Genomic DNA, 21368 nt, shown 5'->3' on the forward strand with positions numbered 1-21368 from the left:
AAGACCGGATTTTTCTATTTTACCAATTCTTCGAACAACCTGTCGAAAGTTGCATTTAAATCAGAAGCTTTTCCCGGGTGCGGCCGCGAAGTCTGGATAACAGAACTGCGAACTGCCGTCAGCCAGCGAAATCTTTCCGGAATATCGAAAGTTGCAATTTCGCCACCGGCTTTGTCACCGTTAGCAACATGCTGGAAATTTTCCAGGTTTTTCTGCACATCGTCATAATCCAGTTTTGAATGCATCAACCGGAATTTATCGGGACATAAATGAAATTCAAAACGGATATATTTTTCTTTTTTCGAAAACATAATCAGCCCGATGTTGAAAAATTCTTCCCTTTCAACCTTCGGTACAAGCCGTATTACCGCGTATTCGTAAATTTTAACCTCTTGCATTTTTGGCTTCGTTTAGAAAGTTTACCGAGTGGTCACGGCGCGTTTTCAGAAAATTGTAATACACTTCTTTAATCTGTTCCGGCGAATCGTCTGTATCAGCCCAATCCAGCCATTCCAACGGAATGAGCTCTACGATTTCCTTTAATATTTCGTCGCTTAAAACCGATTTTGCAAATGCATCCGCTTCATGGAGTTTCGTGGCTTGCGACAGCAAAACGTGATCTTTAATATACGGAAAAGGACTCAGCGCATGCTTTTCAAAATTCATCCAGGAATGGTGAAAATATAGCGACGCGCCATTGTCGATAACCCAAAGCTCTTTATGCCACATCAGCAGATTCGTATTCTTAAAAGTGCGGTCAATATTGGTAATATACGCATCCAGCCACACGATTTTTGAGGCCAAAAGCGAATCAATTTTCACCGAAGGATCGTAGGCGATAGCGCCGGAAAGAAAATGAAGTCCCAAATTCAGACCTTCGGAAAACTTCAGCAGATCCTGAATCTCTTCATCAGCTTCGGTTCGGCCAAAATCTACATCCAAATTCGCGAAAACTAGTTCCGGTAAAGGCAAACCTAAAACCTGCGCAATTTTTCCGCCCAAAAGTTCAGAAATAAGCATTTTCACGCCATGGCCCGCGCCGCGAAACTTTAAAACATATTTAAAATCGTCGTCCGCTTCCGCCAAAGCCGGCAAAGAGCCGCCCTCGCGCAAAGGCAAAATATACCGCATCACCGTAACTGTCCGAAGGCTTAAATCTCGCATCGCAGCAAAAATAAGGATTTAAATAAAGAAAAAAGTTATCCGAAAGAATAACTTTTTTAAAAGGAAAAAATTTGCCGTTAAAGCAGCTTATTTTTTCTGTTCTTTAAAACTTTCGTCCTTGAACATAATATTGTACACCAAAAAAAGTCCAAGGCTAATCGCAATTAAAAAGAAAATAAACGGCAAAACGCCGTACCCCAAAATGGTGAAAGCAGATGGAATCCGCATCAGAAGTGCAGCTCCGATAATCATGGCGGCGATAATTAAGCCGACCGTAATTCGGTTCGCGATTTTCTGAAAACCGTCGGTGAGGCGTTTTTCATCCAGCGCCTGGATTTTAATTTCAAACTGATTATTGGCGAGATTTTCGGTAATTTTATTTAAACGGCTCGGCAAATTTTCCACCAGTTTTTTGTTGTCGAGCAGAAAACCATAGAGGTTTTCGGGTTTCAGCTCGCTTTTCATCCGCTTATTCACCATTTTTTCCATAAAGCGGCGAATTGCTTGTTGAAGATCGTATTTTGGTGTAAGTACGGCAATAATTTGGTCCAGATTCAGCAAAATTTTACCTAAAATATTTAGCTCCACCGCTATTTTAATTTCGTCATTTGCAGCAATTCGGTTCATTTGCAGGACAATGCGGCCGGTTTCCATGTCTTCCGCAGCGGTACTTGTACTTTCTAAAACCAGTCGGTTGATGTTTTTACGGAAACTTGCGATTTTGGTTTTGTCGTAATCGAAGTCGCTCATTTCCAGCAGCGCATCAGCCATGGCATCGCCATCTTTTTTGCTGATGCTCACCATCAACATCATAATTTTTTCCATCATTTGCGGGCTGAATTTCGCCACCATGCCCAAATCCATCAAAATTACTTTATTGTCTGGCGTGAGGTGAATATTTCCCGGATGCGGATCCGCATGTGCAAAACCATCAACCACAATTTGCTGTAAATACGCTTCCACCAAATCATCTATGATCGGCGTAAAATCGGTTTCAACTTTTTTTAGATTACCAAGTGAGGTGATTTTTTTACCTTCGATGTAATCCATCGTCAGTACTTTTGACGAGGAATATTCTTTCACTGGCGCGGGAATCAGCAGGTTTTTGAATTTCTTCAGATTTTCTCTTAAGGTTAAAAGATTTTGTGCTTCTTTATTATAATCAAGTTCATTCAACAATATAAAGCGCAACTCTTCTACTACATTATCCAGCGCATATTTCCGGGCACCTTTAGAATAATTAACGGCTAAATCGGCCATTTTTTGCAAAGTTTCAAGATCTGAAATAAAGTTCTTCCGAACGCCTGGCCGCTGAATTTTCACTGCAACTTCGCGTCCGGAATGCAGCGTCGCGCGATGAACCTGGCCAATGGAAGCGCTTGCAAGCGGCTCCTGATTGAAATCCACAAAAGCTTTGCTGATGCTTACACCAATTTCTTCCTCGAAAATCTTTTCAACTTCTTGATACGAAATGGTTTCCACGTCGTCCTGCAAATCAGCGAGTGCTTCGAGATAATTGTCGGGCAGTAAATCGGGTCTTGTGGAAAGGAGCTGGCCCAGTTTTACGAAAGTTGGACCCATTTTTTTTAAATCTTCCACCAATTCTTCCGGTTTTTGGGAGAAATCCTGCGATTTTTCAGTCGGATCAGTTTCGCCTAAAGCAGTTTCTGTGGTGGATTTTACAACATCACTGTTATAATATTTTAGAATAAATGCAAAAAATTTAGCGTAATTATCGAGATTTTCCAGAGCCATAATTTATTTTTTTCGCTATACAGAAAAAAATGTACCACAAACCATTATTAAATAAGGATTTAGGTGGAAGTTGGTAATTTGGAAAAATTGGTGCTTTTAGCGGGAAATTTTTTTGAAAGAGAAATTTGAATTGAAAATTTTGCGCTAATCGTTATGATACGGTTTTCCCTGAAGAATCTGGTCGGCGCGGTAAATTTGTTCGAGGAAAAAAAGCCGGATCATTTGGTGGGTAAAAGTCATTTTCGAAAGTGAAATTTTTTCGTTCGCGCGGGAATAAATTTCATCGGAAAAGCCATAAGCGCCGCCAACAATGAAAACGACTTTCTTAATGCTGGCAGACATCCACTGGTCTATTTTTCCGGCGAACTGGCGGCTGGTCCATTGCGAACCTTTTTCGTCCAGAATTACAACATAGTCGGAGTTTTCAATGAAATTCAGAAATAATTTTGCTTCTTCTTTTTTCAGAAGTTCGGGTGTGAGGTTTTTGGCATTTTTAACATCGCTGATTTCCACCAATTCGAAGTTCCAGTATTTGGGCAGCCGGTTTTCGTAATATTTCAGAAGCGAGGCGATTTCCTTATCAGCCGTTTTGCCCATGCACACTAAATTAATTCGCATTTCATATCTTTGTTTTGCAAATATAAATTAATGGGTATTAAAACTCCTAGATTCATCATTAAAATACGGGACTTTCTGGATGAAATTCATATTCCATTTTTAGGGATTTCTCTGCTGAAAATGTTCGAAATATATGGTGAGGGCGTTTTTAAAATGCAGATTGGCCGCAGCGCCGCAAGCATTTCCTGGAGTTTTTTCCTGAGTCTTTTTCCTTTCATACTTTTTTTATTGTCGATGCTGCCTTATTTGCCGCATTACGATAAACTTCAGTTTTACATTTTCGAGGTTCTGATGAACAATATTTTACCGGCGCACATCCAGAAAGATGTAACGGGTTATATCCAGAATTTTATCCTTCCAAATATTAAAAACATCAGCAATCTAACCATTATTTTCGCGATGGTTTTCGCGGTAAATGGCACGCACTCGTTAATTAATGGTTTTAATATTCACACCAATCTGCAACGCGGCGTGGTGAAAGAATATTTGGTCGCGTTTGGGATAACCATTGCGTTTATTTTGCTGATTGTGGTTTCGCTTTTGGGCGTGTACTACAGCGAGGTGGTGCTGAAACTTTTTACGCCAGAAATCAATATTTCGTGGTTCGTAAATAATATGTCGAAAATTATCGGATTTATTTCTTTCCCGGTATTTTATTTTATTTTACTCGGCTTGTTTTACTGGGTTGGCTGTCTGAAAATTACTTCATTTAAGCAGGCAATTCCCGGCGCTATTTTAACCACGATTTTATTTGTAGTTGTAACCTACTTTTTTGCCATTTATGTGCGGAACTTTGCGCGGTACAACGTGCTTTACGGTTCGATCGGGACCATTATTCTGGTGATGATCTGGGTGAATATCAACATTGTTTTAATTCTGCTCGGTAATGAGCTGAACATTGCTATTAAAAAAGTTCGGGTTGAAAAAATGATCGCCGATGAAATCTACACCAATAGTCTGCAGATCACCAAAGAACAAATGGCAATCAACGACGATCTTGAAGATCATCACCACATTACGGTTCAGTAATTATTCCTCTTCAAGCGCTTCCTTCTTTTTGCCGATATATTTCAAAAGCGAAAAACCAGCAAATCCGGATAAAACGGAGGCGACCAAAATGGCAAATTTCGCTTCATCCTGAATTTCCGGATTTCCTTTAAAGGATAACAGCGAAATAAAAATCGACATTGTAAAACCGATTCCGGCTAAAAGTCCGGCGCCCAGCATTTGCGACCACGAACTTTTGTCTGGTAAAGAGCTGATTTTTAGTCTAATGAAAATCCACGAGAACAGGTTAATTCCTAAAATTTTGCCAAAAAAGAGCCCAAAAATTATCCCATAACCGAAATTCGAAAATAAACCGTCAACCATGCCTTCTTTAAACATAATGTTGGTGTTTGCAAGCGCAAAAATCGGCATGATGAGGAAGTTTACCGGCAGATGCAGTTTATGCTCCATTTCTTCGAGAGGTGAACTCACCGTCGCGGAGGTATTTGTGGGAATGGTGAATGCCAGAACGACGCCGGCAATTGTAGCGTGGATCCCGGAATTATGCATGAAATACCACAGAAAAATTCCTGGTATTACGTACCAAAAATGTCTGACTTTATTCAGTAAGTTAAAAGTCACCAGAATTGCTACCATCAGCGCGCTGAGACCTAAATACATCCAGTTAATCTGGTCAGTGTAGAAAATCGCAATCACTAAAATAGCGCCCAAATCATCTACAATCGCCAGTGCTGCAAGAAATATTTTTAAAGAAAGCGGCACGCGTTTTCCTAACATCGAAATAATTGCAAGAGAAAAAGCAATGTCTGTTGCCATCGGAATTGCCCAACCGTTTGCATAATCTGTTCCTTGGTTAAAAAGTACGTAAATCAGTGCCGGAACTACCATTCCGCCCAACGCCGCAACAATTGGTAATGATGCAGATTTGAAACTTGAAAGCTCGCCTTCAACTATTTCACGCTTAATTTCCAAACCGACCAAAAGGAAAAAAACAGCCATTAAACCGTCATTAATCCAGATACTGACTGGGTAATTCAGATGAAAAAGTTCAGTGCCAATTTTGGTATCTAAAAGGTTTTGAAAAGCTTCGCCCATCGAAGAGTTTGCGATGAAAAGCGAGATCAAAACGCATAAAATCAGCAAAATGCCGGAAGATTGTGAACTGTGGAGGAATTTTTTAAAATAATCGGTGATGAGCATGGAAAAATTTAAATATTAAAGTCGTTTGATGCGTGAAACGCCGTTGATGTTTTTTAGCTGCTTGAAGGTTTCGTCAAGCTGACTGCGGTTTTTCACTTCAAGGTTGATATTCCCGAGGAAAATTCCGTTATTGGATTCGATAGACATACTTTTCATGTCCATGTTCATGTTGTTGCTGATGACGGCAGTAATGTCGTTAATCATTCCCATTCTGTCAAGACCTTCAATCTCGATTTTAATTCGGTTTCGGAAGCTTTCCTCATTTACCCATTTCGCCGGTAAAACGCGGTAATCGTACTGGGCACGAAGGTTTACAGCGTTGGGGCAATTGTCGTTGTGGACTTTAATTCCTTCCGAAATCGTGATGAACCCGAAAATTTTATCTCCTGGAATAACTGTACAACATTTAGCGAAAGAGTAGTTCATTTTTTCCTCATCTTTCCCGAAAACAATCATATCTAAATTGGTGGCGGGTGTCTCTTCGTAAATGGTATTTTTTTCCGGCGACTTGCGGAAACGCTGCAAAATATTGCTGAAAATTCCTTTTCCTTCAGTATATTTTTTAATATCGCTAATGTCGAGTTGACCGTTTTGAAATTTCAGGAAGAGTTCCTGCGAAGATTTTAAGCCGAAAAACTTCTGCATTTTATTGATCTCCTCATCATTGAAATTGATTTTCGCGTGACGCATTTTGCGCTGCAGAATTTCTTTTCCTTCTTCGGAAAGCTGGTTTTTTTCCGAGTTTAAAATGGCTTTTATTTTGGATTTTGCTTTCGACGTCACCACAAATTCCAACCAGTCGGCTTTCGGCTTTTGGTTTTGTGAGGACAAAATATCCACCTGATCGCCGTTTTTCAAAACATAAGAAATCGGCACCAATTTTCCATTGACTTTCGCGCCGAGACATTTGGTTCCTAGATCGGAGTGTACCGAAAAAGCAAAGTCTAAAGCGGTAGAGTTTATCGGTAAAATCTTGATTTCACCTTTCGGCGTGAAGACGAAAACTTCTTTGGAATAAAGGTTTAATTTAATATCATCAAGCAATTCGGTTGTTGAAAGCGATTGCTGATTTTCCAGCACTTCACGGATTTCTGCGACCCAGGTTTCGAAATTTTTCTCATCCTGATTCTGGTTAAAACCTTCTTTATATTTATAATGTGCTGCAACGCCTTTTTCCGCAATATCATCCATTCTTTCGGAACGGATCTGCACTTCAATCCATCTTTTATCCGGGCCCAAAATTGTTAAATGCAAACTTTCATAGCCTGTTGAACGCGGCCGTGAAATCCAGTCTCGCATACGGTGCGGATTGCTGTGGTATAAATCTGTTACGATGGAATAAATTTTCCAGGCGAGAAATTTCTCGTTTTTAGCATCAGATCTATAAATAATCCGAATCGCATAATTATCGAAAACCTCATCGAAAGTTACCCCCTGTTTCAGCATTTTCCGGTAAATCGATGAAATTGCTTTTGCGCGGCCTTTGATGGAAACATTTAAACCTTCGGCTTCCAGCTGAACGGAAACTTCTTTCCGGAATTCTTCAATATATTTTTCGCGGTTTTCTTTTGCAGATTTTAACTGCTCCGAAATCTCATTGTAAACTTCTGGATTATTGAACTTTAGCGATAAATCTTCAAGCTCCGATTTAATATTATAAAGTCCCAAACGGTGTGCGAGTGGTGCATAAATATAAACGGTTTCCGAGGCAATTTTTTTCTGTTTTTCGGGCGTCATGCTGTCCAGCGTACGCATGTTGTGCAGCCGGTCAGCGATTTTAATTAAAATAACGCGGAAATCTTCAGATAAAGTCAGCAATAACTTTCGGTAATTTTCGGATTGGATGGAAATATTCTGGTGGTTCATGACCGAAATTTTGGTCAGACCATTTACGATATCCGCAATTTTTTTTCCGAAGATCTTTTGTAAATCTTCGTAAGTGTAATCGGAATCTTCTATGACGTCGTGCAAAAGCGCGCAAGCGATTGAAGTTGCTCCCAAACCAATTTCGTTGGCTACGATTTTAGCAACTTCAATCGGGTGATAAATATACGGTTCACCGGTTTTGCGGCGCTGATCTTTGTGAGCATCCAACGCAATATCAAAGGCTTTCCGGATGAGTTTATTTTGCTCCTCATCTAAGTTTCGGTACGTATTGGTAATCAAATCCCTGTACCTTGCCAGAATTTCTTTGTTTTCCTGTTCTAAATCGTAAACCATTTATCCACTGCAATTAAGTTACGAAAATAAGAAAAAAAACATGAACTGTTCGTAACCGTTTTTAAATGGAAAATGGCCTACGGCGTAGTTTTCATACTGAAAAAATCAGGCTCTGCCAAAGTTAATTTCGGAGCTCATTCCTTCGTGCGAAATGTGATGGTGTGTTGGCGGCACAGAATAAATTTGAGCTTTTGCGCGGATGGCAGCAAGTCTGTGTAAATATTCTAGCGAACGCGCATCTTTAAATTTAATATTTTCAAAATAGTTTTGAACCAAACATTCATGTCCGCAGAAAATGCACTGTACACTTTCTTTACGTTCTGGTGTTTTCGCTTTTACACTTACGACCAAACTGTCGTCCTGCAAAATTAGGTTGTCTTTGAAAAAATAATTCCAGAGCGAGGTTTTAATTTCTTTAGCGATGGGGTGTAAGTACAAAATGTAAGATGATTTTTTAACACCAGCGGTCTCTAAATCTAAGGCAATAATGGGTGCCAGGCTTTGGCTTCTGAATAAGCCGGTAATAATTGATGTCATTGTGTGATTAATTAGATTTTATGTACAAAGTTTACGTTTTAATTATTAAAAATGCAATAAAAACGTCAAATATTTTTATTTTTAACAGTGCCTTTGGAGTGGAATAACCGTATTTTAATTATACCGAATTTTTAATTTCTTTATATTTGAAATAAAATTTTTATGAAGAGACTGATTCCCGCTTTGCTTTTGATTTCGCAAATTTGTTTTTCGCAGACTATTTCGCAAAAATTAGACGATACAACCCGGAAATTATTAAGCTCAGATGCAGCCTATTCAGCGAATCTTTCTTTCTATGTGGCCGATGAAGACGGAAATTTTGTTTACGAATACAACGGAAATAAAGGACTTTCCACCGCATCGACGCAGAAAATTTTCACAGCCGCGGCCGCGCTGGAAACTTTAGGTAAAGATTTTCAGTATACCACCACACTGCAGTATAACGGAACGGTGTCCGGCAGCACTATAAACGGTGACTTATATTTAACTTCAAACGGCGATCCTACTTTGGGAAGCTGGCGTTACGACGGTTACAAACCCGAAAATTTCAAGCAAAAACTGTTGCAGGCGCTGAGAGACAAAGGAATTTCGCGAGTAACCGGAAACCTCATTATCGATGATTCTTATTTTGATTTTCAAACCGTGCCGGGCGGCTGGCCGTGGAATGATCTCGGAAATTACTACGGTGCCGGCGTTTGGGGCGTAAACTGGCGCGAAAACCAGTTCGACATGGAAATGGTGAACGGGAAACTGAAAAACACCAATGTAGAATTGCCGAATGTTCAATGGGTAAACGAAGTTAGCGTTTCAGGAAGTTCAGATCAAAGTTTGATTTTTACAGCACCACATTCTGATGTGGCTTATATAAATGGGAAATTGCCTGCAAAATCCATTACCGTTTCCGGTGCGATGCCCAATCCGCCTTTGACTTTTGGAAATGAAATTGGTGATTGGCTGAAAACTTCAAAAATTGATTTAAAAGGAAAAATAATAACGGTTTCCGAACAAAAAATTTTAGGGGAGAAAACGGCAAATTTTTCTAAAACTCATATTTTGCTTGAATATAAATCGCCAACGTTAGACAAAATAATTTTCTGGTTTATGCGAAAAAGCGTGAATTTGTACGGCGAAACTTTAATTAAAACTTTAGCAAAAGAAAAAAAGCGCGACGGCAGTTTCGATTCGGGAATTTCATATCTCAAAGACTTCTGGAAAGGAAAAGGAATCCAGGCATCGATGATTAATTTCGCGGACGGCAGCGGACTTTCACCACAAAATTACGTCTCAGCGCGCGCCGAAGTTCAGGCTTTAATTTACAGCAAAAAACAGCCGTGGTTCCCCGAATTTTTTGAAGGATTCCCAACGCAGGGAAACGGCATGAAAATGAAAAGCGGCACTATGAAAGACACCAAGTCATTCGCGGGTTACCAGACTTCGCGCGACGGTAAAAAGTATGTTTTTGCAATCATCATCAATAATTATCAGGGAAGCAACATCAGCGACGCGCTGTACCAGGTTTTAAGTCCATTGAAATAGCAAAAAAACCATGAAACAGCGGAATATTTTATCGAAATTCAACAACTGGATCATTTATCTTCTGCTGACTTCGGCGGTGGCTGCGGTCGTTGTGGCATCGATTGTTCTTATTGATTATTTACGGAAAGAGGAAATCAAACGTATTGAACTTTTCGCGACAGCTATAAAATATCAGCAGGAAGAAATCATCGAAGATCCGATGACTTTAGATCTAATTCTGCAGATCACCAAAACCAACAATACCATTCCTGTTATTGTTACCGATAAAAATAAAGTACCAATTGATGGTGAAGGTTTTCAGATAAATATTCCGGAAAACATACGGAAAGACCCGGAAAAAATGCTGGCGCTGCTGCGGCAGATGGAAAGTTCCTACAAACCAATTGAACTGCAAATGCCCGACGGAAATAACCAATATGTATTTTATACCAACTCCAACTTGCTGAATAATCTGCGGTATACGCCGTATATTTTGGGACTTTTGATCTTGTCGTACATCTTTTTTTCTTTCTGGTTTTTACGAACGATCAAAAAAACCGATGAAGGTTATGTTTGGGCCGGTTTAGCGAAAGAAACTGCGCATCAAATTGGAACACCATTATCATCAATGATTGGCTGGATTGAAATTCTTCGTATGGAAAACGAACACAGCGTTGGTGTAAAAGAAATTGAAAATGATATTAACCGCCTGAAAACAATTTCGGAAAGATTTTCAAAAATCGGGTCTGTGCCGGAGCTGAACGATTTGAATATCAATGAAACCGTGCAGCAGAATTACGATTATTTAAAGTCCAGAATTTCCAGAAAAGTAAAATTCATGCTCGTCTTGCCGAAACAACAGCTGCTGATTCCGCACAATCGGATTTTGATGAGCTGGGTGATAGAAAATATGGTGAAAAACGCCGTAGATGCAATGAAAGGGGAAGGCCGCCTAGAAATTGAGCTGTACGAAAAAAATAATACGACGATAATAGATGTAAAAGATTCCGGTTCGGGAATGACGAGTTCACAGGCGCGAAACGCCTTTAAAGCAGGTTATTCCACGAAAAAAAGAGGTTGGGGTCTCGGACTTTCGTTGGCGCGCCGTGTGGTGAAGGAATATCACCGCGGCGATATTAAAATTGCAGCGACCGCGCCCGGCGCAGGAACCACTTTCCGGATTATGATACGGAATTCCTAATTCAGCTAAAACCAAAAAAATACCGCTTAAAAGGCGGTATTTTTCTATTTTAAAAAATCGGGCAAAATGCCGGTAAAATTTATTTTTCTGCAGAATAATAAATGTAATAATTTTCATCAAATTTTACTGGTTCAGCGGAAGCCAACTTTACAGTCTGCCATTTGTCTGTCGGTTTGATTTCCTGATTTTCATTAATTCTAATTGGCAGTGTTAAATTCTTCACCGCGGCATCATACCGGAATTTCATAGTATTTCCCTTCTGTGAATATTGCAAAGTCGGGATTTGAGTGGTGCGCAAATATTGGTCGAAAACAGTAGAAAAATCGATGCCGGATTTTTCGGAAATATAATTTTCAACCTGTTTTGATGTTACGGTTTGATGATAAAAATCCCGGTTCAAGCCACGTAAAATTTCCCGGAACTTCACATCATCATTGATAATTTGGCGAATCGTGTGAAGCATATTCGCACCCTTATAATACATGTCGCCGCTTCCGGATTTTGCAATTCCATATTTCCCGATAATCGGTTCATCATTTCTGATGTTTCTCCGGATTCCCACCACATATTTTTCCGCCGAACCTTTATCGATGAAATTTTCCACAAATAATGTTTCAGAATAGTTCGTGAAACCTTCATGAACCCACATATCCGCTTTTTCTTTCGCCGTAATATTGTTCGCAAACCATTCGTGGCCGCTTTCATGAATGATGATGAAATCCCAACTTAAACCAACGCCAGTTCCCGATAAATCGCGCCCTAAATAACCATTTTCATAATGATTTCCGTAGCCGACACCACTTTGATGTTCCATCCCCAAATACGGTGTTTCAATTAATTTATAAGAATCTTCATAAAATGGATACGGCCCGAACCAATATTCAAAGGCTTTCATCATCGGTTTTACTTGGGTGAACTGCTTTTTAGCCTTGTCAAGATTATAGTCCAAAACCCAATAATCCAAATCCAGCGCGCCTTTTTCGCCGGCGTAAGAATCTTTGAAATTTACATATTTCCCAACATTCGGCACAATGGAGTAGAGGTTAATGGGATTTTTTACTTCCCAGGTGAAGACATTTTTGTCTTTTTCTGTTTTTTGAGAAATCAAGCGGCCGTTACCAACGCCGATCAAATCTTTTGGCGTGATGATGTTCATCACCATTCCATTGTCCGGCTCATCGCTCCAAAGATCTTTTGAGGGCAACCAAACCGAAGCGCCAATTCCTTCCTGCGCGACAGACATCCACGGGTTGCCGTTTTCGTCTTTTTTGAAAACCCAGCCACCGTCCCAGGGCGCATTTTTCGCCACGGTTGGTTTTCCAAAAAATTGCAGGGTAAAAGAGTGTTTTTCTCCTTTTTTATAGGTGCGTTTGGTTTCGATGAAAATAAAATTTCCGTCGCGTTTTGAGGAACATAACTTTTCATCAGAATCGATGATTTTATAATCCATCGGTTGCTGTAAATCAATCTGGAAAACCGGATTGGTAACATCGCGTAGGATTTCAAAAGTAATTTTATTCGTGCCGGAAACCGACTGGTCAGCAAACTTCGGCTCTACAGAAATCTCGTACTTTTTAACGTCCCAAAAATTACGGAACTCGGTGTTGGAACCTTTTAAAGTGTCTTGTTTTGTAGCTTGCTGCGCGGAAAAAAATCCCGAGGAAATTAGCAGGAAAATGACTGTTTTTTTCATGTTTAGTTTGATAAGCAAGGCAAAGATAAATATTATTTCCGCAGAAGTCGGTGTGGAAAAATGTTGCGCAAATTATTCTTGATTAAATTCAGTATTTTTGAAAAAAATTTTATTCAATGAAACTTCGAATTTTTTCCGCCCTTTTTGCCCTTATTTTTCTGTTTTCCTGTAACAACGACAAGGAAGTTCTAAACACTTTGAACGATTACAACCTGTCGATGGAAAGCAAAGGTTATCATTTCGGTGACAAGCTGGATTTGCCGGCAAAAGTGCTTGAAAACGCGGAAAGCATTACCATTAGCTTTGGCGATAAAGAAACCGATAAACTCGTTGTAGAACCCGAATTTTTTACACTTGGAGATAATGCGGTGACTTTTAATATTAAAAAGAAAGGCGGCGAAATTTTAACGCAGGATGCCACCATCAATGTTTTTGCGAAAAATCCGGAAGCTATTTTGACTTACGAAATTGTAAAAGAATATCCACACGACCCGAATAATTTCGTGCAGGGATTTGAGTTGGAAGGAAATACGATTTACGAATCTGAAGGACAGTTTGGGGAATCCCGAATTTTAAAATATACGCTTGGAACGACAAATGCTTTGAACGAGGCGCCGCAGGCTTCAGACGTTTTTTCTGAAGGTTGTACCATCGTCGGTGATAAAATTTATCAGCTGACCTGGAGAAATAAAAAAGGCTTTATCTACGATAAAAATTCGTTCAAATTTTTGAGCGAATTCGACTATCCGAACGTGATGGGCGAAGGTTGGGGATTGACTTACGACGGTAAAAATCTCATCGCGTCTGACGGTACGAAAAATATTTATTTTCTGGATGTGAATGATCCGTCAAAAATGGTGCGCTATATTTCGGTTGCCGGCAACACCGAAGCTTACGACCAACTGAACGAGCTGGAATTTCACGACGGATTTATCTATTCTAATGTTTGGCAGAAACCGATTATTTTGAAGATTAACCCGAAAAATGGCGAAGTTGTCGGGAAATTTGATTTCTCGGAAATCGCGAAAAAACACGAAACGGACACCGATTCTGTTTTAAACGGAATTACTTTTAAAGGTGAAAACATGCTCGTGACCGGAAAAAACTGGCCGACGATTTACGAAGTTAAAATCAAATAATTCCCCGTTAAAAGGGCAAATTTTTTAGTTTAATGAAAATCATATTTTTTGCTCTTTTGCTTTTCTTCACTTCGGTTTCGGCGCAGAAAAAAGCGGTTTTAATCGCTGAAAATTTACCGGAAACGAAAGATTTTTTCGCAGATGATTACGGTAATTTTTATTTCTACCGAAGTGCTGATTTCAGTTTGATGAAATACGATTCAATCGGAAAATTAAGCGCGCAGTTGCGGCTGACTTTTCCGTTCAAAATTCAGTCGGTGCAAAATCCGCTGAATATTCCGTCTTTTTCCGAAAATGCACAGGAAATGAAATTTTTCGATAAAAACCTGGCAGAAATTCAGACCGTAAAGTTTCAGCAAAAATTTGGTTTCATTAAAGCTGCTTACGCCGAAGATTTACAGCAAATCTGGCTTCTGGACGCAAGTTCCCGAAATTTAATTCAATACCATTTCCGCGACGATAAAGTTTTAAATAAATTTCCTTTAAACTTCGATTTCGATGAGATTTTGGACATGATCGTGTACGATAAAAAGCTTTATTTGCTCTTTAAAAATAAACTTGAAATCTATAATTTCAAATCGGAAAAATTAGCCGAAATAACGGCTAAAAATTCAAGAAAACTTCGGCGTGAAAATGACCAAATTTTAGTGATCGGTCAAAATGCTGTTTCACAAATTTCTGGTAATCAGCAGGATATTTTATTTCAGTGTGATGATTGCGAAATTGTGGATAAAAACACTTCGTCTTATTTTGCAATCAGCAACAACAAACTTTATCTTTACCCGCTTGAAAAATAGCTGTCCGCGATTTGCAGAAATAAAAAATTTGCCGTTAAAGCAGCCAAAATTTAATTAAAAAAATACACTTTTAAGAATGCATATTGCTGTTACAGGAAACATCGGCGCGGGAAAAACTACTTTAACCAAAATGTTGGCGAAACATTATAATTGGGAAGCTCAGTTTGAAGATGTAGACCACAATCCTTATCTGGAGGACTTTTACGCGGATATGAGCAAATGGAGTTTTGCTTTGCAGATTTATTTCTTGGGCAGCAGATTTCGTCAGGTGAAAGAAATTCGCGAAAGCGGAAAAGATATTGTGCAGGATCGCACGATTTATGAAGATGCACATATTTTCGCGGAAAACCTAAACGATATGAACCTTTTAACCGACCGCGATTTCCAGAATTATTCGTCGGTTTTTAACCTCATGAAAAGCTTTGTTTCGGCACCGGATTTGCTGATCTACCTGAAGTCTGACGTACCGAATCTGGTTAAGAAAATCTACAAAAGAGGCCGCGATTATGAATCCTCAATTTCCATTGATTACCTCTCCAAACTTAACCTAAAATACGAACGCTGGATTTCTGAATACAATGAAGGAAAACTCCTGATCATCGAAGTTGATGACCTGGATTTTGTAGAAAGACCCGAAGATTTTGGTTATATCCTGGAAAGAATAGAGACAGAATTGCACGGTTTATTCTAAGTGAATTGAGCTTAAAAACTCAGTTTTTTACCACTGTAATTTTAAAAAAAACTATTCATCATGGTAAAAGTTCTGTACAATCATACCTGCTCCAAAAGCCGCGGAATTTTGGAATATCTGGACGAAAACGGCGTACCGTTTGAAATAATCGATTTTATTACAAATCCTTTAAGCGAGCTGGAAATCCGCACGGTTTTGAAAAAGCTGCACATCGCAGCGAAAGATTTAATCCGCAGAAACGAAAATCTTTTTAAAGAACAGTTCAGCGACAAAAATTTAAGCGAAGATGAATGGATTGATGTCATGGTAAAAAATCCGTCACTCATTCAGCGGCCAATTATCATTAAAGATGCCGTGGCGATGATCGCAAGACCGGTAGAACTGGCAAAATTTTTTGTTGAACCTTAATAGACCAAGCTTTTAAAAGCTTCTTTTAAAGCAGAATATTTAAAATCAAATCCAAGCGATTTGATTTTTTTGTTGCTGGCGCGCGTTCCTTCGAGAATAATTGAACTCATATCGCCTAAAACCGTTTGAAGTACAAAAGCCGGAACATTTAGCGGCAGGAAAAATTTTACCTGCATTTTGGCCAGATTTTTCATAAATTCTTTATTGGTCGGGATGTCATCTGCAACCGCATTAAATTTTCCGTTTACTTCAGGATTTTCTACCGCAAAAACGTACATTTTTACCAAATCGTCGAGGTGAATCCAGTTCATCCACTGGTTTCCGGAACCAACCGCAGAACCGATATTTAAAGCAACGGTTTTTCCTAAAAGCGGAAAAGCGCCGCCGTGTTTCGCTAAAACCATTGCAGTTCGTAAACAAACTACACGATCGGAAATATCAGAAAAATCATCAGCGGATTTTTCCCAGTCAACGCAAAGTTTTGCTAAAAAATCTGCCTTTATAACGCCGGATTTTTCATCTAAAATTTCATCCGAAGTAAGGGTGCCATAATAATTAATTCCGGAAGCCGAAATAAAAGAATCTAAATGGACATTATTTTTAAGACAATAATCTTTCAGAAGTTTCGCGGCATTTACACGGCTGGCAAACATTTCTTTTCTGTAATCGTCGGTCCAGCGCTGGCTGATAGTGGCACCGGCTAAATGAATAATGCAGTCTAAGTTTTCAAAAGCCGCGTCATCGATTTTTTTCTCTTTTAGATTCCAGTAAAATTCGTCACCCTCAGGTTTTCTGCTTAAAACCCGAACGGTATGTCCTTTTTGCTGAAGATTTTCGGTTAAAGCTTTACCGATTAAACCGGTGCCGCCCGTGATTAAAATGTTCATAGTTAAAGCATCATCACGCCTTCAATTTTACCAACTTCTTTGTAAAGCCTGATCACCTGATCGGAATCCATTACAAAAGCGTTGATGCTGATCGATGTGTATTTTCCGTTAGAGCTGTCGCGCGTGGATAAAGTGAATTTCACATCATCAAAAACGCGAAAAATTTCGGTGCTTTTGGCTTCGCTGCCTTCAATTATAAATTTAAAAAGGAAATCTTCGGGAAAATTATGCGTGTGATCCAGCTTTTCCTTCAGAGAAGTGTAAAATTCTTCCGGATTTTTGCTGCTTTCGTTATCTATAATATTCATTTTGCAAGTTTTAATTAAAATAATAAAAACCCGACCAAAGGCCGGATTTTCAAATTTACGTATTTAATAATATATTATTTTGCGCCGCTCAGCGAGTTCATAATCGCTGCTGAGTTTTGCTGTTCGTGACTTTCAATAATGTTGAAAAGTCCGTTCACCATTTGCTGTGCTGCAAATTTGCTTATTCCGCTGGTGAGTCCGTTATTGGTTTGTCCACCGAAAATTCCGCTCAAAAGATTGGTGCCGGTAAGCGCAGAATTCAGCGACTGTACCAAACCAAATTCATTCAGTTTTGCATCAACTTTCGGCGCTATTGCCAACATCAGCTGTTCTGAAGTTTTTTCGCGCAAAATTTGTGTTGCGGCGCCGCTTCCGCCCTGTAAAATTCTGGCTGCATCATCTGCGGTTAAAGAATTTACAGCATTTACCAAAATCGGTCGCGAAGTTTCTACGGTAAAAGCAGCAGCTTCAGCGATATATTCTTTTTCTTTCTGAACCAAACTGTTCAGACCAAGTTTCTGTAAAGTATTGTTGAGGTCGCGCAATTGCGACGGAAGCGCAGCATCGATGAGATTATTTGCAAGGAAGCTGTTTTTGTCGCCGAAAATATTAAGACCTTTGGTGATACCACCTAAAAGAATCTGTTTTAAAACCGCGATGCCCACTGCCGAAGTAGCTAAAGCAACGCAGGATTGCGCTGTGGTACCGATAGTTGCAACTGCCATGGTTGCCACTAATATTGTATTTCTATTCATAATATTTGTATTTTGATTTATCGATGCATCACAAATAGCACGCCAAAAAATATGGTGCTAAAACGGCCTTTTTTTTCCAATTTCTAAATTCGCAATTTTTTATCCCTTTTTCGGCGCCGTGCGGTTTTTTTATCGGTTTATTATTGGTAATTTTGCAGAAAATACAAAATAAAATTATAATGAGAGACAAGTTCATTAAGTGGGGAATTGTAATACTGGTGGTCACCTGGGCAATTGCTATTTTGATTAAAACCCACTATTGGATTCCCATCTTACTTACCGCCATTTACGCTTTGGGACTGTACAACAGCTTCCAGAAAAAACATGCAATCCTGCGAAATTTCCCCGTGATCGGTTATTTCCGATATATTTTTGAAGGAATTTCACCCGAAATGCAGCAATATTTTATTGAAAGAGAAACCGACGGAAAACCATTTCCGCGAAACCAACGTTCAGCAGCGTACCGACGCTCCAAAAACATCAGCGATACGGTACCTTTCGGAACTCAGCTGGAAATTAATAACAGACATTACGAAGGAATCAAACATTCCATTTACGCAAAATCACCGGCGGAAGAATTACCTACGGTTTTGGTTGGTGGTGTAGACTGTAAACAAAAATACAAAGCATCTTTGTTCAATATTTCCGCGATGAGTTTCGGCTCGTTAAGTGACCGCGCTCAGATTTCCCTAAACAGAGGAGCCAAAAAAGGTGGATTTTTCCACAATACCGGCGAAGGTGGAATTTCACCTTACCATTTGCAAGGTGGTGATCTTTGCTGGCAAATCGGAACCGGATATTTCGGCTGCCGCGATGACCATGGAAATTTTTCACCGGAAATTTTTCAGAAAAATGTGTCTTTACCTAGTGTAAAATTGATCGAGATCAAGATTTCTCAAGGTGCAAAACCGGGACATGGTGGAGTTTTACCAGGTTCTAAAAATACACCGGAAATCGCCGCAATCCGTCACGTACAACCAGGAATGACCATTATTTCGCCGCCGTCGCATTCAGCCTTTTCAGATGCTGCAGGAATGTTGCGTTTTGTGAAACAGCTGCGCGATCTTTCAGAAGGGAAACCGGTAGGAATTAAATTATGTATTGGCGATACCAAAGAATTTGAAGACATCTGCGTTCAGATGAATGTCCTGAAAATTTATCCGGATTTCATCACCGTTGATGGTGCTGAAGGTGGAACAGGAGCCGCGCCGCCGGAATTTTCGGATGGAGTAGGAATGCCGCTGGAACCGGCTTTGATTTTCGTGAATAAAACTTTAACCAACTTCAACGTTCGCGACAAATTGAAAGTAATCGCAAGCGGTAAAGTTTTAACCTCGCTTGACATTCTGCGCGCTATCGCAATGGGCGCTGATATGTGTAACAACGCGCGCGGATTTATGTTTGCGCTCGGCTGTATTCAGGCTTTGCGCTGTAATACGAACACTTGCCCGACCGGCGTTGCGACACAGGACAAAATGCTCATTAAAGGTCTTGATGTAACCGATAAAAGCGAAAGAGTGTACCACTTCCACAAAAATACTTTAAGAACGTGTAACGAGCTGATTGCGGCTGCCGGAAGAACGTCGTACGAAGAAGTGGATGCGAGCATGTTTATGCGCGGCGACGAGTTTGAACACCTTGCCGATTATTATTTCCCAGATATTTTAGGAAACGTAAAAGCGCCTGTTCACCGTTATTAAAATTTAAACAAAAATAAAAGCTCTGGAAATTGATCCGGAGCTTTTTTTTGGGCCTTATTTGAGCGGATTTTCCAGAAATCTAATTCAGAAAAAAATGCCTGAAAAGCCGGTAATTTTTTAAAAGTAAACCACAAAAGCTTGCATCAAAAATTTATTTATTCGGCGTTATTTACCCTTATTTTGCTGAAATTTAATTCAGAAAAAAATGCCCGAAAAGCCTGTAATTTCAGCTATCAATTGTCAACTTTCAACTCCAAAAACTGACTACTGCCCACTGAAAACTAAAACAAAAAAATCCGGCATCAATGATACCGGATTTTTTTATTTTAAAAGAGCGATTAAGCTTCTTCAGTCGGAGTTTCCTCTTGCTGTGCTTTCGGTTTTGCCGGAGCTGCTTTTGGTTCTACAACCGGTGGTGCATCAGATACAACATCGAATTCATAGCTGTGCTCTACATTTCTGTGAAGTCTGATCAATGCTGTGAATTTACCAGTTCTCTTAATATTGTTCCCTGGAATTTTGATGTATTTTTTATCTACCTGTACACCTGCTTTAGATAATTCTTCAGAAAGGTTTGCGTTGTTGATAGAACCAAACAGTTTATCACCTGCACCAACTTTGGTAGCGATGGTAATGTTTGTTTTTTTCAACTGATCTACTGTTGCGTTAGCTGCAGCAACCAATTTCGCTTCCTCTTCTTTTCTTGCTTCTAAAGTGGCTTCTAAGTCTGCTTTATTTTTTGGAGTTGCCAATACTGCAACACCTTGAGGCAATAAGAAGTTTCTTGCGTAACCTGGCTTTACACTTACCGTGTCGAATTCAAGACCTAAGTTTTCTACGTCTTTTTTTAGGATAATGTCCATTGTTGTTGTCCTTTTTTATTTAGAAGTTAGATTTTAGACGCTGGCGAACCAACAGCCAATAACCAACAACCAATGATTAATGTTATTTTAATAAATCTGCTACGTAAGGCATCATTGCCAAATGTCTTGCTCTTTTAATAGCTGCAGATACTTTTCTTTGGTATTTCAAAGAAGTTCCTGTATATCTTCTTGGTAAAATTTTACCTTGCTCGTTAACGAACTGAAGTAAGAAGTTAGGATCTTTGTAATCTACGTGTTTGATACCGTATTTTTTAAATCTACAGTATTTTTTGTCAGATTTTGTGTTGATGTCTACCGGAGTTAAAAATCTTACTTCAGATTCACCACCTGCTGAGGCTTGTTTAGCCATATCATCTATTGCCATTGTTCTTTTTTTTGAGGGTTAAATTAAACTTTTGCAGTTTTTACTTTGGTTCTTCTTGTCACTGCATATTCGATCGCGTGCTTGTCAAGTTTTGTAGTAAGGTAACGGATTACTCTTTCGTCACGCTTAAACATCAACTCTAAATCTGCAACCACAGTTCCTTCACCTTTAAACTCGATCAAAGTGTAAAAACCATTCTTTTTTAATTGAATTGGATAAGCCAATTTTTTCAGTCCCCAGTTTTCTTTGGCAACGATTTCGCAATTGTTAGATTTTAAAAGATCTTCAACTTTTTTTACTGCTTCCTCCACCTGTGCGTCAGATAGAACGGGAGTTAAAATGAAAACAGTTTCGTAATTGTTCATAATGTTAATTAAAATTGTTAATTATTTCGAGGTGCAAAAATATAACTTCTTTTGCTAACATGCAAGATACTGAAGGAATTTAAAGCACTTTCGAAATTAAATTCGGTGCTGAATTTTCGTTATTGAGCAAAATCTCAAAAAAATGCCGTTTTAGCGGGT

The 21368-nt window shown here is 39.3% G+C and carries 22 protein-coding genes; 8 read left to right on the plus strand and 14 right to left on the minus strand.

The annotated features are described in order from the left end of the window. Positions 1-14 precede the first annotated feature (14 nt). From BMZ55_RS01390 to BMZ55_RS01405, 4 genes are all read right to left on the minus strand, one after another. Positions 15-398: a DUF3037 domain-containing protein gene (locus BMZ55_RS01390; RefSeq protein WP_089817987.1), complete on the minus strand. Its 384-nt coding sequence runs from the start codon at positions 396-398 to the stop codon at positions 15-17. Further along, positions 385-1164, minus strand: coding sequence for a HipA family kinase (locus tag BMZ55_RS01395; RefSeq protein ID WP_089817989.1), 780 nt, complete (start codon positions 1162-1164; stop codon positions 385-387). The genes BMZ55_RS01390 and BMZ55_RS01395 overlap by 14 nt, the downstream gene beginning before the upstream one ends. A gap of 87 nt (positions 1165-1251) precedes the next feature. Further along, positions 1252-2919: an ABC1 kinase family protein gene (locus BMZ55_RS01400; protein ID WP_089817991.1), complete on the minus strand. Its 1668-nt coding sequence runs from the start codon at positions 2917-2919 to the stop codon at positions 1252-1254. A 144-nt stretch (positions 2920-3063) separates the two neighbouring features. Beyond that, positions 3064-3537, minus strand: a complete 474-nt coding sequence (locus tag BMZ55_RS01405) for a 23S rRNA (pseudouridine(1915)-N(3))-methyltransferase RlmH (RefSeq protein WP_089817993.1) — start codon at positions 3535-3537, stop codon at positions 3064-3066. A 30-nt stretch (positions 3538-3567) separates the two neighbouring features. Between BMZ55_RS01405 and BMZ55_RS01410 the strand changes: the two genes are divergently transcribed. Then, complete coding sequence (locus BMZ55_RS01410; RefSeq protein WP_089817995.1) at positions 3568-4566, plus strand: YihY/virulence factor BrkB family protein; 999 nt, start codon at positions 3568-3570, stop codon at positions 4564-4566. Here BMZ55_RS01410 and nhaA read toward each other — a convergent pair whose 3' ends face one another. The 3 genes from nhaA to BMZ55_RS01425 all read right to left on the minus strand — a co-directional run bounded on the left by nhaA (position 4567) and on the right by BMZ55_RS01425 (position 8502). Next, on the minus strand, positions 4567-5745 hold the full coding sequence (gene nhaA, locus BMZ55_RS01415) for a Na+/H+ antiporter NhaA (RefSeq protein WP_089817997.1): 1179 nt from the start codon (positions 5743-5745) through the stop codon (positions 4567-4569). Between the two features lie 15 nt (positions 5746-5760). Further along, on the minus strand, positions 5761-7965 hold the full coding sequence (locus BMZ55_RS01420; protein WP_089817999.1) for a RelA/SpoT family protein: 2205 nt from the start codon (positions 7963-7965) through the stop codon (positions 5761-5763). 105 nt (positions 7966-8070) lie between these two features. Next, the gene (locus BMZ55_RS01425; protein WP_089818001.1) at positions 8071-8502 is read right to left on the minus strand and encodes a hypothetical protein; all 432 of its coding nucleotides are present in this window, start codon (positions 8500-8502) and stop codon (positions 8071-8073) included. Positions 8503-8664: 162 nt separating this feature from the next. Between BMZ55_RS01425 and dacB the strand changes: the two genes are divergently transcribed. Together dacB and BMZ55_RS01435 are read left to right on the plus strand one after the other, a co-directional pair. Beyond that, entirely contained in the window at positions 8665-10038 is a 1374-nt protein-coding gene (dacB, locus tag BMZ55_RS01430) for a D-alanyl-D-alanine carboxypeptidase/D-alanyl-D-alanine endopeptidase (RefSeq protein ID WP_089818003.1), read from the plus strand. A 10-nt stretch (positions 10039-10048) separates the two neighbouring features. After that, a complete protein-coding gene (locus tag BMZ55_RS01435) occupies positions 10049-11218 on the plus strand; it encodes a sensor histidine kinase (protein ID WP_089818004.1) in 1170 nt (389 codons plus the stop codon). A 79-nt stretch (positions 11219-11297) separates the two neighbouring features. Here the strand turns inward: BMZ55_RS01435 and BMZ55_RS01440 are convergent, their stop codons facing one another. Next, positions 11298-12911 (minus strand): M1 family metallopeptidase, encoded by a 1614-nt coding sequence (locus BMZ55_RS01440; RefSeq protein WP_089818006.1) that lies wholly within the window; start codon positions 12909-12911, stop codon positions 11298-11300. 116 nt (positions 12912-13027) lie between these two features. Between BMZ55_RS01440 and BMZ55_RS01445 the strand changes: the two genes are divergently transcribed. From BMZ55_RS01445 to BMZ55_RS01460, 4 genes are all read left to right on the plus strand, one after another. Then, entirely contained in the window at positions 13028-14050 is a 1023-nt protein-coding gene (locus BMZ55_RS01445; RefSeq protein ID WP_089818008.1) for a glutaminyl-peptide cyclotransferase, read from the plus strand. A 32-nt stretch (positions 14051-14082) separates the two neighbouring features. Then, positions 14083-14847 carry a hypothetical protein gene (locus BMZ55_RS01450; RefSeq protein ID WP_089818012.1) on the plus strand — a complete coding sequence of 255 codons (765 nt, stop codon included), beginning with the start codon at positions 14083-14085 and terminating at the stop codon, positions 14845-14847. Positions 14848-14923: 76 nt separating this feature from the next. Continuing rightward, positions 14924-15538: a deoxynucleoside kinase gene (locus tag BMZ55_RS01455; RefSeq protein WP_039344990.1), complete on the plus strand. Its 615-nt coding sequence runs from the start codon at positions 14924-14926 to the stop codon at positions 15536-15538. 60 nt (positions 15539-15598) lie between these two features. After that, the gene (locus BMZ55_RS01460; RefSeq protein WP_089818014.1) at positions 15599-15946 is read left to right on the plus strand and encodes an ArsC/Spx/MgsR family protein; all 348 of its coding nucleotides are present in this window, start codon (positions 15599-15601) and stop codon (positions 15944-15946) included. Here BMZ55_RS01460 and BMZ55_RS01465 read toward each other — a convergent pair. From BMZ55_RS01465 to BMZ55_RS01475, 3 genes are all read right to left on the minus strand, one after another. Continuing rightward, positions 15943-16833, minus strand: a complete 891-nt coding sequence (locus tag BMZ55_RS01465) for a TIGR01777 family oxidoreductase (RefSeq protein WP_089818016.1) — start codon at positions 16831-16833, stop codon at positions 15943-15945. The genes BMZ55_RS01460 and BMZ55_RS01465 overlap by 4 nt on opposite strands. Before the next feature lie 2 nt (positions 16834-16835). Then, on the minus strand, positions 16836-17141 hold the full coding sequence (locus BMZ55_RS01470; protein ID WP_039344985.1) for a DUF493 domain-containing protein: 306 nt from the start codon (positions 17139-17141) through the stop codon (positions 16836-16838). Positions 17142-17215: 74 nt separating this feature from the next. Further along, the gene (locus BMZ55_RS01475; protein WP_089818018.1) at positions 17216-17896 is read right to left on the minus strand and encodes a DUF4197 family protein; all 681 of its coding nucleotides are present in this window, start codon (positions 17894-17896) and stop codon (positions 17216-17218) included. Between the two features lie 179 nt (positions 17897-18075). Here BMZ55_RS01475 and BMZ55_RS01480 point away from each other — a divergent pair, with 179 nt between their 5' ends. Then, positions 18076-19596 (plus strand): FMN-binding glutamate synthase family protein, encoded by a 1521-nt coding sequence (locus tag BMZ55_RS01480; RefSeq protein WP_039344982.1) that lies wholly within the window; start codon positions 18076-18078, stop codon positions 19594-19596. A 338-nt stretch (positions 19597-19934) separates the two neighbouring features. On the opposite strand, the gene rplI is transcribed toward BMZ55_RS01480, so the two are convergent. The 3 genes from rplI to rpsF form a co-directional block, all read right to left on the minus strand. Beyond that, complete coding sequence (rplI, locus tag BMZ55_RS01485; protein ID WP_089818019.1) at positions 19935-20459, minus strand: 50S ribosomal protein L9; 525 nt, start codon at positions 20457-20459, stop codon at positions 19935-19937. A gap of 82 nt (positions 20460-20541) precedes the next feature. Then, positions 20542-20844, minus strand: a complete 303-nt coding sequence (gene rpsR, locus BMZ55_RS01490; RefSeq protein WP_039344975.1) for a 30S ribosomal protein S18 — start codon at positions 20842-20844, stop codon at positions 20542-20544. Positions 20845-20867: 23 nt separating this feature from the next. Next, on the minus strand, positions 20868-21209 hold the full coding sequence (gene rpsF, locus BMZ55_RS01495) for a 30S ribosomal protein S6 (protein WP_039344972.1): 342 nt from the start codon (positions 21207-21209) through the stop codon (positions 20868-20870). Positions 21210-21368: the final 159 nt, after the last annotated feature.

The sequence above is a fragment of the Kaistella treverensis genome, from assembly GCF_900114045.1.
Lineage (GTDB): Bacteria > Bacteroidota > Bacteroidia > Flavobacteriales > Weeksellaceae > Kaistella > Kaistella treverensis.

Excerpts from the sequence above, each read along its gene's own strand:
- BMZ55_RS01390 (WP_089817987.1), bottom strand. The coding sequence starts at position 398 with ATGCAAGAGGTTAAAATTTACGAATACGCGGTAATACGGCTTGTACCG.
- BMZ55_RS01395 (WP_089817989.1), bottom strand. The coding sequence starts at position 1,164 with ATGCGAGATTTAAGCCTTCGGACAGTTACGGTGATGCGGTATATTTTG.
- BMZ55_RS01400 (WP_089817991.1), bottom strand. The coding sequence starts at position 2,919 with ATGGCTCTGGAAAATCTCGATAATTACGCTAAATTTTTTGCATTTATT.
- BMZ55_RS01405 (WP_089817993.1), bottom strand. The coding sequence starts at position 3,537 with ATGCGAATTAATTTAGTGTGCATGGGCAAAACGGCTGATAAGGAAATC.
- BMZ55_RS01410 (WP_089817995.1), top strand. The coding sequence starts at position 3,568 with ATGGGTATTAAAACTCCTAGATTCATCATTAAAATACGGGACTTTCTG.
- nhaA (WP_089817997.1), bottom strand. The coding sequence starts at position 5,745 with ATGCTCATCACCGATTATTTTAAAAAATTCCTCCACAGTTCACAATCT.
- BMZ55_RS01420 (WP_089817999.1), bottom strand. The coding sequence starts at position 7,965 with ATGGTTTACGATTTAGAACAGGAAAACAAAGAAATTCTGGCAAGGTAC.
- BMZ55_RS01425 (WP_089818001.1), bottom strand. The coding sequence starts at position 8,502 with ATGACATCAATTATTACCGGCTTATTCAGAAGCCAAAGCCTGGCACCC.
- dacB (WP_089818003.1), top strand. The coding sequence starts at position 8,665 with ATGAAGAGACTGATTCCCGCTTTGCTTTTGATTTCGCAAATTTGTTTT.
- BMZ55_RS01435 (WP_089818004.1), top strand. The coding sequence starts at position 10,049 with ATGAAACAGCGGAATATTTTATCGAAATTCAACAACTGGATCATTTAT.
- BMZ55_RS01440 (WP_089818006.1), bottom strand. The coding sequence starts at position 12,911 with ATGAAAAAAACAGTCATTTTCCTGCTAATTTCCTCGGGATTTTTTTCC.
- BMZ55_RS01445 (WP_089818008.1), top strand. The coding sequence starts at position 13,028 with ATGAAACTTCGAATTTTTTCCGCCCTTTTTGCCCTTATTTTTCTGTTT.
- BMZ55_RS01450 (WP_089818012.1), top strand. The coding sequence starts at position 14,083 with ATGAAAATCATATTTTTTGCTCTTTTGCTTTTCTTCACTTCGGTTTCG.
- BMZ55_RS01455 (WP_039344990.1), top strand. The coding sequence starts at position 14,924 with ATGCATATTGCTGTTACAGGAAACATCGGCGCGGGAAAAACTACTTTA.
- BMZ55_RS01460 (WP_089818014.1), top strand. The coding sequence starts at position 15,599 with ATGGTAAAAGTTCTGTACAATCATACCTGCTCCAAAAGCCGCGGAATT.
- BMZ55_RS01465 (WP_089818016.1), bottom strand. The coding sequence starts at position 16,833 with ATGAACATTTTAATCACGGGCGGCACCGGTTTAATCGGTAAAGCTTTA.
- BMZ55_RS01470 (WP_039344985.1), bottom strand. The coding sequence starts at position 17,141 with ATGAATATTATAGATAACGAAAGCAGCAAAAATCCGGAAGAATTTTAC.
- BMZ55_RS01475 (WP_089818018.1), bottom strand. The coding sequence starts at position 17,896 with ATGAATAGAAATACAATATTAGTGGCAACCATGGCAGTTGCAACTATC.
- BMZ55_RS01480 (WP_039344982.1), top strand. The coding sequence starts at position 18,076 with ATGAGAGACAAGTTCATTAAGTGGGGAATTGTAATACTGGTGGTCACC.
- rplI (WP_089818019.1), bottom strand. The coding sequence starts at position 20,459 with ATGGACATTATCCTAAAAAAAGACGTAGAAAACTTAGGTCTTGAATTC.
- rpsR (WP_039344975.1), bottom strand. The coding sequence starts at position 20,844 with ATGGCAATAGATGATATGGCTAAACAAGCCTCAGCAGGTGGTGAATCT.
- rpsF (WP_039344972.1), bottom strand. The coding sequence starts at position 21,209 with ATGAACAATTACGAAACTGTTTTCATTTTAACTCCCGTTCTATCTGAC.